The organism is Mesotoga sp. Brook.08.YT.4.2.5.2., from assembly GCF_003351125.1.
GTDB lineage: Bacteria > Thermotogota > Thermotogae > Petrotogales > Kosmotogaceae > Mesotoga.
In genome coordinates this window covers 43565-55891 of record NZ_JPGZ01000030.1, presented here as the reverse complement: position 1 = coordinate 55891, position 12327 = coordinate 43565, and the positions used below count along the sequence as shown (strand labels likewise).

Annotated in this window: 7 protein-coding genes; 1 reads left to right on the top strand and 6 read right to left on the bottom strand. The window is 46.7% G+C overall.

The features are described from left to right. Window positions 1-140: 140 nt before the first annotated feature. A complete protein-coding gene (locus Q502_RS07215; RefSeq protein ID WP_099828625.1) occupies window positions 141-1934 on the bottom strand; it encodes a S9 family peptidase in 1794 nt (597 codons plus the stop codon). Between the two features lie 904 nt (window positions 1935-2838). Between Q502_RS07215 and Q502_RS07210 the strand changes: the two genes are divergently transcribed. Continuing rightward, entirely contained in the window at window positions 2839-3996 is a 1158-nt protein-coding gene (locus tag Q502_RS07210; RefSeq protein ID WP_243392188.1) for a DUF4097 family beta strand repeat-containing protein, read from the top strand. A 562-nt stretch (window positions 3997-4558) separates the two neighbouring features. Here Q502_RS07210 and Q502_RS07205 read toward each other — a convergent pair. The 5 genes from Q502_RS07205 to Q502_RS07185 form a co-directional block, all read right to left on the bottom strand. Next, window positions 4559-6358 (bottom strand): bifunctional 2',3'-cyclic-nucleotide 2'-phosphodiesterase/3'-nucleotidase, encoded by a 1800-nt coding sequence (locus tag Q502_RS07205; protein ID WP_243392205.1) that lies wholly within the window; start codon window positions 6356-6358, stop codon window positions 4559-4561. A gap of 1623 nt (window positions 6359-7981) precedes the next feature. Next, window positions 7982-9496, bottom strand: coding sequence for a 1-acyl-sn-glycerol-3-phosphate acyltransferase (locus Q502_RS07200; RefSeq protein ID WP_099829348.1), 1515 nt, complete (start codon window positions 9494-9496; stop codon window positions 7982-7984). Then, window positions 9493-10770 carry a HAMP domain-containing sensor histidine kinase gene (locus Q502_RS07195; RefSeq protein ID WP_099829347.1) on the bottom strand — a complete coding sequence of 426 codons (1278 nt, stop codon included), beginning with the start codon at window positions 10768-10770 and terminating at the stop codon, window positions 9493-9495. The genes Q502_RS07200 and Q502_RS07195 overlap by 4 nt, the downstream gene beginning before the upstream one ends. Then, window positions 10760-11422, bottom strand: coding sequence for a response regulator transcription factor (locus Q502_RS07190; RefSeq protein ID WP_099829346.1), 663 nt, complete (start codon window positions 11420-11422; stop codon window positions 10760-10762). The genes Q502_RS07195 and Q502_RS07190 overlap by 11 nt, the downstream gene beginning before the upstream one ends. Beyond that, a complete protein-coding gene (locus Q502_RS07185; RefSeq protein WP_099829350.1) occupies window positions 11419-12297 on the bottom strand; it encodes a DMT family transporter in 879 nt (292 codons plus the stop codon). Before Q502_RS07185 ends, Q502_RS07190 begins: the two co-directional genes overlap by 4 nt. Window positions 12298-12327: the final 30 nt, after the last annotated feature.

Sequence of the window (12327 nt, the reverse complement as noted above, 5' to 3'; positions counted from 1 at the left end):
GTTACGTCTCTTCCTATCAAACGGTATGAAAGGATGAAACTCTCGACAAAGCTTCTGCTTATCGTCACGATATGCTGAGTTCTCGTCTTCTCAGATTGAATCCACTCCTCTCCCTCACCAATACCAGTAACTGAATGTCTCTAGCGCAAGTATTTGTCAAGAAAGGCGAGCATCGCATTTGCACCTCTTATCCTATTTGCCTTCTTCTTAAATCCATGGCCCTCATCATCGAACACTACATACTCAACCGGAACCCCATGCTCTTTTAGTCGCTCAACTATCTCATCAGATTCTATCTTAAGTACCCTTGGATCATTTACTCCTTGAAGCACTAGAAGAGGCCTCTCTATTTTGTCGGCGTGAAAGAGAGGGGAAATGCTCTTGAGGTATTCTTCCTCGGTGAATGGGTTTCCGATTTTCCCGTAAAGGAGATCTTTAGCGATCTTCCACCAAGCTGGCACTTCTTTGAGAGTTCTCACCCAGTTCGAGACACCGAAAAAATCTGTACCAACCTTGAACTCCTTTGGCCTGAAAGCAAGTGCCGCAAGAACCATGAATCCACCGTAACTTCCACCGTTTATTCCTATTCTTTCTTTGTCGATGAAATCAAGGGTGGCCAAATACTTGGCGGCGGCTACGCAATCATCCAGATCCGCTTCTCCGTGTTTGTGATCTGCGGCTTTGAAGAAGCTCTTTCCGTAGCCGGAGCTCCCTCTGTTATTGACTGCATAGATAGCATATCCATGATTTGCAATGAACTGGATCTCAGGACTGTATCTTGGCAGAGACTGACCTCCCGGTCCTCCGTGAACCCATACAATCGCAGGCGCTTTCTCGTTCGGCAGAACATTTCTGGGCGGATAGAAAATCCCAGGCACTTGGAGACCGTCGTATGAAATAAAGCGGAGTACCTTTGCTTCAGAGAGGTCATTACTGTTCACTTCTTCGCTCATAGAATCAGTAAGCTGCTCTGTCTCCTTTGTATTGAGGTCTATCATGAAGATATTAGGAGAGGAGGTTGCTGAGTCACAAAGATAGTACAGGAAGCGGCTATCCTTGCTGAAGTATTGATCGTATACTACACCACCCGTCTCAACGGGAGACATCTTAGGGGTATTGTCTTTTGTATCGATTATGTGAAGTTCGGAAAAACCGTCTCTATTAACTATAAGCACAGCACTTCTCCCGTCTTCCGATATTCTCCCGTCGATTATGTCCCAACTAAAGGCAAGGATCTCTTCACGCTCTTTGCTTTCAATATCCGTTATCCAAAGCGTCATGAATTCCCCTTCAATGTCCGATAGACAGTAAAGCTTCATCGAATCTTTTGAGAAGAAGAGAGGTATGAAATTAGCTTCTCCTTCATGGGGGGACAGAAGTGTTGTATCTCCGCTTAGCAAGTCGTGGAGATATACATTCGAGTTGTTTGCAGTCTCGGGCTTATGAAGAGCGAGAAACCTTTCATTATCCGAAATTGGACCCAGTTCATACAAGTCTTTGTTTTCGAAGACCAGCTCACCTGCTAGATCAGCCTTTTCAAACCGATATAGATCGAATCTACTTCTATCAATCTTGTTAGAGTAGTAGTAAACACTATTGCCAACGGAGACGTGAAATCCTGACTTGGTCTTCTCGAAAGGGGTCAGATCTTTGATTTTCTCTTCTGTTCCTAGATAAAGATGATGTAGTTCATCGCCGCCCTTATCCATTGCAAAAATGAAGCTCCCACCTTTGTAGACGTGAGATACCAATGCGTTTTCGGTGAGTGATGTTATCTGTCTGTGCTTTCCCTTCTCCTGATCTAGTTCAAAGATGTTGTAGTTGCCCGTTTTGTCAGAAGAGTAAAGAATCCTTCTTGAATCGGGTGATACCGCGAATGACGCAATGGTCTCGTTCTCCATAAGTTCTTCAATCGAGTACTTCTTCTCAGTCATTTAATTCCTCCTTTAACGTTCTAAAGCGGATGAACAGTGAATGATCATTGGGAATAGTTCTTTATGATCCAAAGGTTCGTTGGGCTCCCTCATTGCAATCATATAATAAGCAGCCATCAATTGCGCTTGATGGTTTCCAAGAAGTTCACATTTCTTGTGAATAGAAGCTACAAAGCCACATTAAGTGGATTTCGTCATCCTCAGGATTTGAGACTCTCTTTTCTACGATTGAGTACTGTATGCTCTTACAATGTCTCTACGCACGCCGAGCCGTCTCTTGAGCCCACTAGATTTACTGAGTATTAGATTGTTGGCTGTAGAGAACCAAGAAATTCGAATACCGTTTTGCGGACCATTTTAGAGACGTGCCATTACCGTTCAATTCTCTTGTTCCCTTGAATCACTGATTTCGGGCAAGGAAATGCCTGCTGCTTTAGGAACGACTTACACTGTCATCTTGTAGATCTTTTATTCTGGATCTAATCATGTACTCGCGCCAAATGCGAACATCTCTTGATAACCAAAAACAAGATGCAGCATCAAGGTGCGGCATGACGGAGTTTTTAGGGTGTCTCGTGTCTGGAGTTTGGAGTGTGGCAAAAAGGAGACGATTTACTCTGTGGTCCTCCCGGGATCTGTCCTTTGACCCTGTCGAAGGACGGGTCCATGAACTTGGGAAGGACCAAGGACGTCTTTTATCCTCGTCCCAGCGTTCAGCGATCAGCGAAAAGCGGCTCTTGCCCCGCGTGCGCCGATTTGCTTTTCTCTCGCCTTCTTGTGAGCGCAGTGAACCTCTCGGTAACGCACTTTCTCGGTCGCTCTTTTCAGCAAACGGGTTCTTGCTCTTGGACGACTGACGGAGGACGTCTTTGATTCTATTCCGTGCGTAAAGAGGATTTTTGACTTGAAAATTCTTTTGTTTGGTGGTATTTTGTCGAGAGTTGATTGGCAGCGATGTACTAATGGGAGTGATGAAATGAGAGAAAGCAACAGAAAGAGAGGGCTGGCCCTTGCGGGACTTCTGCTGGGAATAGGGCTCCTTTTGATAGGTGCGGCAGTGATAATCCGGCCCAAAATCATGGGATTCAGTTTTGGTTCTGGCAGGTCATTCACAGGAATGAAGTTCAACGAAGACTTCTCGGTGACGATCACCGAGAAGCCGAACTCATTGGGAATCGACGGTCTTAACGGAAAGGTCGAAGTAGTGGGCTGGGATAGAGATTATGTTGAAATCAGGGTCGAACAGTCAATTAGGGTTGCAGACGAGAATCTCAAAGAAGAGTATCTTGAAAAGACTAGGCCGAACATCAACGCAGCAGATGGTAAGCTCACTGTGATTGTTCCCAGATTATCGCAAACGAATGAATTCATGGGGCAGGCGACAACAATTTATATGAATATCCCGTCGGAAACGGTGGAAGATATTTTAGTGAATACCAGCAACGGCGCAATGGTTTTCAAATCACTTAATGCCTCAATAAGAGGCAGAAGCAGCAATGGAGGTTTGGAGCTGATCTCCGTCTCGGGAAGCATGACACTTGAAACCTCTATTTCGCCCATTTTTGTCGAGGAATGCGCCGGAGTCATGGAACTTAGATCCACCAACGGTGCGTTTGAAGGAAAGGGAATATCTGGAACCCTCATTATTGAGACAAGTAATGCTCCGATAACAATCGAAAGGGGAACTCTCAGTGTTTCGGCGAATTCCACGAACGGAGCAATTACAGTCACTGAGGTCACTCTTATCGGTGATAGCAATAGTTTTGAAACCTCAAACGCGAAGATTGTCTGCGACGCGATCCTTCCAGATCTCGGTGTTCTTGAACTGCTGTCAACTAATGGAAGTATAGGAATCTTTTTAGATGACTCGATTCGTGCAGAGATAAGCGCATCTACAACCAATGGAACCGTCAATTTGAAGGGGCTTACCGTAGGCGTAATCAGTTCGAGTTCAACTAGCTTGAGAGGGACACTCAATGGCGGCAACGGCCTCCTCATAACTATGAAAACCAGTAACTCGAACATCAGCATCGACAAGCCCAATGCTGAAGATTCGATCTAGTGACAGAAAAGGGTAGATTTGAATCATGGTCCCATTTACCGAACTCATGCGTTGCGTGGATTTCAAATATCCCTAGAGTGGTAAGCCTGATTATCTTCTTCGAACTCAGGATTGAGATCTCAGAAAAAGGGCTCAAAATCACGAGTTGTGACGCTGCAAAGGATCTATTTGCCTGTCGCCTCCCTGGCACGATGTGAATCTGTACAAAGAGTGGGATTGTCAATCGAGTTAAGAAGGTGGATCATAGGATGAAGAATAATCCGAGTTCATTTGCAAAGGAAGCGGAATCTGATCCTTCGGACTGATCATTTAAGTCTCATTGAGCGGAGCAGATATGTCGAATAAAGCGCTATGTCGAATCTCACTAACTACCGATCTGCTCGGGACTGGGTGTGCGAGATGGAAGGGATGCCCATACAGAGTATTTTGTCTTGCTCAACATGCGTTGGCCGCGAAAGCGCGGATTCTCTGTCTACTCATCAATATTAGCTTCGAGAATATGTAAGTGAATGACAAAAAACCGGAGGCATATTTACCTCCGGTTTTGCTCACGCAAGTGATTCTAGTTAGAGACTGTCTGTGGAACGTTTTCTGCTAGCTCTACGAGATCTACTTCGAAGAGTCGATCTCCGATGTACTTTATGCCCTTTATTCCAAGTTCTTCCGCCAAAGTGGCCGCTTCATCACTGGATGTGAATGTGATTCTTCCTGCTGTCTCAAATGGAACTATAGACCAGTTGAAGGAAGGTGAGGGGGTAATAGTACCCTTCTCGATTATGTAGTCAATTATCACGCTTCGATTCTCGACTGTTGAAGAGAGGACGATGTCGGCATCGACTAGATGATAGCCGCCACCACCTGCGCGGTAGTTATTGGTCACGACGAGGAACTCCATATCATCTTCGATTTCTTCGCCTTCATAAGTAAGCTCGACAATCCTCTGGCCGACAGGGTTTCGAACATCGATCTGATAATTGATTCCTTCGATAATGTCGAAGTTATAGGATGAGAAACGTGCCAGAAGGTTCTGGTCCTCAGTACTGCTTGGATCGATCTGGTTGAAGTTTTCGGCACACTTTTCCAGCCAACCCTTGAGTTCGATGCCGTTCACTCTCACGACGTGTAGAGTGTTCGAGTAGATGTAGATGTCGGCCGCATTCATTATCCTTATGTCGCCAGCTTCCACATTGGTGCTCGTTCTGAAGGGCGCTGCGGCCGAAAGCAAAGGCATTCCTTCAAATTCAGTGCCTTTGAAGTAGTCTCTCGCGTACCACAGCTGGGCTTCGTTGACAAGCTGAGTTACTTCGTTATCGATTACTCTGCTGAAGTATCCCGTGATCGGTACTGTTGTAATTCCTACAGGAGCCATAACATAATCAATAGTTGCCTCATGCTGTTCCTTCACAGCCTCAACTATTTCGGAAGCGGCTTCTATCGTTTCATCCACGTACCAAAGCTGCGGGAACGAGGAGAAGACTTCCCATTTTCCGTCTCTGTTGAGAAGCTGGAAATGGATTAGACCAAGGGAGTTTCCCCAGCTGCCAGCCATGGTAACGGGGACTCCATCGATTTTTTCGGCAATTCTCCCGTGACTGTGACCCATGATAATTGCATCTATTCCTTCGACGTTTTCGAGTATAGCTTCAGCGTCTGAGGTTCCCTGATGGAGAGCAACGATTACAAGATCAACGCCTTCTTCTCTTAGCTCAGGAATATACTTGGCGGCGGCGTCTGCAATCGGTTCAACATAGACTCTTCCTTCCAGGAGAACCCTATCCCACATCATTATCTCGGGCGGCAAGAAACCGATGACTCCAATCTTTATCGGTATGCCATCGACTTCTCTGTCAAGCACTACGTAAGGATCGTATCTTAATTCTTCAGTATCGGCGTTATAAAGGTTTGCCGAAAGCATTGGATAATCAGCGGCTGCCATCGCGAGGTCGAGATACTCAAGACCGAAATTGAACTCGTGATTTCCTATTGCTCCTGCATCATATCCCATGATATTCATTGCTCTAATTATCGAGGGGATTTCTCCCATACTTAGGGGTTCGACTCTCGCTTCACGTTCTGCGAGAACGCTTCCTTGAATAGTATCGCCAGTGTCGATCAACAGGGTGTTGCTATAGATCTCTCTTGCCCATTTGATAAGAGTGTAAGTCTTTGCTGCTCCGTAATCCTCGACTTCCTGAACGGTCAGGTAGTCGAAAGGCATAACGTAACCGTGAAGATCGTTTGTCCCGAGAACAACAAGCTCATGAGCCGTGACTTTAGCGAAAACCGTTACAGGGAGTAACAAAGCGAGAATCAGGACGATGACAACTGCAGGAATTCTTCTCTTCCAGTTCAATAGATCCACCTCCAATTAGGTTGGCCAGCACTGTTGTCTGCCGGACGAATGATTGCCCCCTGACCGTGAGAATGCTTTACCGAAGATAATACAGGATTCCAAAGAATGTTTCGAAACAGTACTATTTTACTACAACCTTGTGGCTTCAACTAGAAAGAAAAAAGCACATCTCAGTAAATGGAAGTAGGCTGTCTAATTAACAGGTAAACGGAAGAACCGGGTCTGGGGTCGTGGGGTCTAGGGTCTGGCAAGAGCAGAAGTGATGCTGCATTTGGCAGGAGGCGATTAGAAAGCCAGTCAGGCTCCGCCTGGCCAGTCTCTGCCTCCGGCAGAGGCCAGTCACCTTCGGTGGCCAGTTCCGCTTCGCGGGCAAAGAACCACCTTTAGGAACGGGTTATGTAAATCGGGTTAGGAGGAGCGGGTTATTGAAGCGGGTCATCAGAACCGAGTTTTGAAGAGCGAGGTCCTGTGCAGAACCATTCACAGGATGACAGTCTCTTCTGCTGACGAAGAAAAACCGCTGCGTGCTAAGAATCAAGGACCCCCTGATCTCTGTTAACAGAGACATCATCTCTATTCTCCTCTTTGGTCATCCCGATATGAAACTGATCGGGATCTCGCATCTAGAAACCGCTTTAAGCTGTGGAGATCAGTTGCAAATTGTCAGTTATGAAAGCCAGGAACCAGAAGAGAGTTTCCGATGAGTGCTGTTTTTTCATGACTGGTTGGAGTCCAAACGCTCTTGAATCATCACCTTGCCCAAGAACGAAGAACAGATCTTCGCTCTGGAACGAATAGCAGGTTTTTTATTCGGAGAACGGAGAACCTCTCAACGGTCAACCAGTCCTATGCTCTTTCCAATCGGTGAGTAGCCCGGGGGGATTTCACCCCCAGGCTCTCTCAGAACCGGACTTGAACCTCTCGATTCATCCGGCTCCCATTATCCAGCCGCATAGATTATCCCCATTGTCCATTGTGCAAAGGAGATTTCATACGACCTCATTTTGTCTGTTTGCTCCTTCCTTGTCTCTGTTCACAGTTCCTCCCTTTCGGTTGTCTGCAGAGAGTTGGTTGACTAACCTACAAAACTGGATAACACAGTCCCTTCGCTCCACTCCCATTACAGGAGCTTCATCACTACTACGGACTGTTCCGCCCCTGAATCTGGCATCGGTACTTTCACCCTCGTGGGTCTTCCACTTGCGGCTTTTCCCTTAACATCCAGATCCAGGTTCCCAAGTTCCTAATCGAAGCCTGTACCAGGGTCACGCCACCTGTATGCCGGTCACCATCTGGACAGTAAGCAGGTTTCCTCCAGACTTATCCCGGGATAGTAGCACCCCCCGGTTTAGATGACACTAAAGGTTGTTACGACACGTTCACGGTGGTTCACTTGTATTCGTCTCCTCTGGTACTCACCTGAGGGGATCGCCGTCCCGCCTTTTCCCGTAACGTTCACTACCATGGCTCTTTACCACAGCAGCTTACGGTGGTTTGAAGCCTCCACCTGCATGGCGGCTTCGAGGGACCCTCCCTCATCTTCAATTAAGCATGGCTTGAAGTTTCCTTCTTCGCCTTCTTGGCACACAGCAACCTGCTGCCACGTTAAAGCAGTACTACGCCGCGTGGGAGCTATCCCCAAAGATCGGTGTGGTAGTTCTCCCTCTTGAGCCTGAATTTAATCTGGAAGTCAACGATTTCTTGCCACTTGAGAGCACTGGTTGTTGAAACGAAGCTTACCATTTCGCTTCCGATTCCGAAGACGGGCTCTATGCTTTTTTCTATACTGGAGTTTTTTATCACGTTATAGTCAAGCCTGTAGTCGCCAATTATGGCATGGTCTTCGTACATCTTTGCCTTCACACTCTTTCCGTTAAAGACTACTTCATCTTCAATCGGGAAGGAAAGACCCATGTTTCCCGGCATTATCTTGTCGTGCAGCTGAATGACTTCATTCACAGTTGGTTTCGTCCAGCTCTTTCCACAAGAGGAACAGGAGAACCCCGATCTGAAGCTCTTAATTGATGCGATTGCTCCACAACTAGGGCAGCGCCAGATTAACTTCTCTATGTGCTTGTAGTTTCTGTATGGCAGTTTGAAGGTGGGATCTTCTTTGCCCAAGAAGTTCATGACCTTCTCTTCAAGTTGAGGATCATCTGCTTCAATGGGGTTTCCAAATTCAACAGTCGAAGTACCAATAGAGAATGTTTTCGACCATCTTGGCCAAAGCCGCTGAACTCCGAAGAACTTCACAGGGATTATGGGTATTTTCAACATCCTGAAGAGTTTCCATATCTCCTTTTTTGTATGAAGAGGCCTCCCATCCCACGATCTTGCCGCCTCCGGTGCAATTCCGAGAGGGACTCCCTGTCTTATGGTGGAAAGCATCTGTCGAATTGCAGACGTATCGACGGCGTATCGCCTTACCGGAATTACTGCCAGCCAACCCAGCAAGCCCAATCTGTCGACATAGATTGCAGTGGCGACGAATCTAATGTAACGCCACGTGGAGTAGAAAATCAAGGGGCCGTCAAAATGCGTTTGGTGCGCCAATGCGATTACAAATGGCCTTCTATCTCGCAAGACTTTTGTGTTCTTCACTTTAGAAGGCAAGATGAAAAGAATTACCAGCTTCACAACGAAGGAAGCCACAATGAACTGCCAGGGGATAGATGTTGATTTGTCAAAGGGAATTTGCTTTCCAGCTTTGGGAATCATGAATGGAAGTTTTTCTTTGTACTCGCTGTAGCCAGTTACTCTCTTAGATGTAAGGTATTCTTGAAGCAACGAGTAAATAACGGCCAATGCACCGATTACGGAGACATATAGCACTCTCCAGTAATCGCCACAGAGGAATCCCATGCCGAAAAGGAAGAGAATGAAACCTGCGTTAAACGGATGGCGAACAAATCTATAAGGACCACTCTGAACTGTAGTTTCCGGTCCAAAAGAAGTGGTTGGAAGTCTTCCAGACCAGTAAAAGACGACCAGCGCAGAGTACACGGACAAAAGAAGTGATCCTGCGATAATTACTGATGCGATAACGGTAATCGCTACTGGTGAAGAAAAAGGCGCTCCGCCGAAAAGAAGAATGGGGATTACGATCCACATTATCACGAGTTCTATAGCTGACATAATGAGCTTCATCTCAACCCCTCCACTCTGAACACTGCCCCTCCATCTTTACAGTTCTCTGCATTGATTGAGAGCCTTAGAACTTTGCATATCTTGCTGGCAATCGAAAGACCTAGCCCGTGACCTTCCCCACCTCTTGAAGTGTCGCTTCTGTAGAACCTGTCAAACACCTTGTCTAATTCGTCTTCATTTATCCCTTTTCCATAGTCTCTAACATTAAGTGCACCATCTGAGAATGTGATCTCTATTGGGTGATCGCCGCCGAACTTCACTGCATTCTCCACGAGCACTTTAAGAACAATCTTAAGGAGGACTTTGTCCGTTTCGACTTCAATGTTCGGAACATCAACCTTGAGTTCGACCGATTGGAATGAAGGAGTTCCCAGTATGAGTTCATGTATAAGCTCCCGTAGATTGAAACTCGTTACCTGGATTTCCATGCTGGGTCGCGAGAGGAATAGCAAGGACTCGGTGATAGTCATCATTTTGGCGGCAGTATCGTAAATACTGTCAGCAGCTTCTTTTACAACTTCGGGATCTTGAGATCCCCAGCGCTGAATCAGTCTCGAGAAGCCGAGGATAGCGGTGAGAGGAGAACGAATTTCATGTGCGATGTCTGAGGAAAACTGTTCCTGCCTGCTGTATCCGTCCTGAATTCTGTCTAAGGCTCTGTTGAGATCCTCTTTCATTTCGGCGAGTTCGGAGGTTTTTGGATCACTCTCGAGCCTCCTTGAAAGGTCGTCCAGAGTTATCTCTTTCAGCAGGCGCGAGGTTTCCTTAAGCGGTTTGGAAACTCTACTTCCAAGAAGGAATCCGCCAATTACCGAAAGTACTATTCCAACGAACAGCGATAGAAGAAGAGTAGTCGACAGACTCTCGAGGAAGAAATCCAGGTCATCCATTCTCGCGCCTAGGATAACCTTCTCATCGCCGTTCCAAAAACCGTAAAGAAGATAAGAGCTTCCCTCCAATCTTGTACGGACGTATCCATCTACATCCGGCACAGAAGCTAGCTCTGTAGGATTCTGGACCACAGTGTTGTCGACTCTTACATAGAATTCAGTAGTTCCTCTGCCGATTGACATTCTGCCCATCCCAAATCTGTAACCCTTACCCATAGGAGAATCCATGAAGATCCTCCGCATCTCTGCAGAGTAATTGCGTATGAAAACATTTTCCGAAACTCCGTACACGAACAGGGCGGAGACACATAGTATGAAGACAACAAGTACTACCGAGTAGATGGCTACCTGCGTCGCAGTCGAAAGCTTCTGCTTATCTGACAACGTAGCCAGATCCCCTTACCGTCTTGATTATTCCGCCGCTCTTTCCCAATTTCTTGCGAAGGTAATTGATATAAACTTCAACAACGTTTGGATTACCCCAGTCCTCGCTTCCCCAGACCTTTTCAAGCAATCTATCTTTCGACATGACAATTCCGGCATTTGACAGCAAGACAGCCAGAAGATCGAACTCAGTTTTGCTCAACTGAAGTTCTTCCCCTCCTAGGGTGGCTTCTCGCGACTGAAGGTCAAGGGTAATCTCATGGTAGCTTATTCTTTCCCCTTTTCCCTTTCTCCGGAGAATAGCTTCGATTCTAGCTAGAAGCTCCTCAATAGCAAACGGTTTAGGCAAGTAGTCGTCTGCGCCGCTCTTCAGGCCGCGTACACGGTCCTTCACTTCGCCTCTTGCAGTAAGCATTATTACGGGTAGGTCGGTCGAAACATACTCCCTGATCTCTTCGAGTACCGAGAAGCCGTCGATTCCCGGAAGCATGACGTCGAGAATCAGAAGATCAGGAAGTTCCTTCTCAAGATACTTCAGTGCTTCCTTCCCATCACCCAAGACTTCTATTTCATACCCCTCGTGGCTTAACTCCATGCGGAGCAGTTTCGCAATATGTACATCATCTTCTACAGCTAAAATCCTTCCCTTCACTTCTTCACTCCTCTATCTCTCAACATGTACGACGAAGTCCCTCCGAATATCATACCTGCCGTCATAAGCAGCAACCCTATTACCTCCATTTTACCCGGAATCTCTCTCAGTATTATCATCGCGAAGAACAAAGCAAATGCCGGTTCGCCAACATAGATAAGTGATGCGCCGACTGATCCGAGAAATCTCTGGAATCTCAGCTGTACTGCCACGGCGAAGATAGTAGCGAATACCGCCGAGAAGAGAGCGACAGTGACTATAGATCCGCTTACCCGTACCCCGCCATCGACAAAAGGAATGAGAACCAGATTAACGATAATGACCACCACAATCTGAGGGACCAGCAGCTCCATCTCTCCTGAGTCTTCTCTTTCTGTGAAATACGAGATGAATACTACATGCAGAGCAAAGGAGATTGCACAAAGGGTTGTGAGCAAGTCGCCAAAGTTGAAACCGGCTTCCGGCGTCGTCAAAAAGTAGAGTCCAACGAGAGACACAGCGAGCGCAAGAATCTGATACCTGTTGGGAATACGCTTTTCCACAAACGGGCCGATTATCGCTACAAGCCCAACGTAGAGAGCGGTAATAAAGGCGCTTTTCGATGCTGTGGTGTGAACAAGTCCCCAGGTTTGAAACACATAACCGCCCGAAAGAAAGAGCCCGAGAATCAGTCCCTGAGTGAAGCTTCTTCTCGAAAGCCTTATTCCCAGCTTCTTCCTTATGGGGATGAGTAGCAAGAGAGCAAATGAAAAGCGAAGAGCATTATAGAAAACCGGGGAAAGCCCTTCCAGTATGTTCTTCTGAACTGGAAAGGTCAGTCCCCAGAATGCAACAACGAGTAGTAAGTTGACGTATGCCTTTGACTTCTGCTTCATCAAAGAAAGAATTATCCCTTTCGGGACACT

Bases quoted from the DNA above. Each gene is read 5' to 3' on its own strand.
- Q502_RS07215 (WP_099828625.1), bottom strand. From the start codon at position 1,934: ATGACTGAGAAGAAGTACTCGATTGAAGAACTTATGGAGAACGAGACC.
- Q502_RS07185 (WP_099829350.1), bottom strand. From the start codon at position 12,297: ATGAAGCAGAAGTCAAAGGCATACGTCAACTTACTACTCGTTGTTGCA.
- Q502_RS07200 (WP_099829348.1), bottom strand. From the start codon at position 9,496: ATGAAGCTCATTATGTCAGCTATAGAACTCGTGATAATGTGGATCGTA.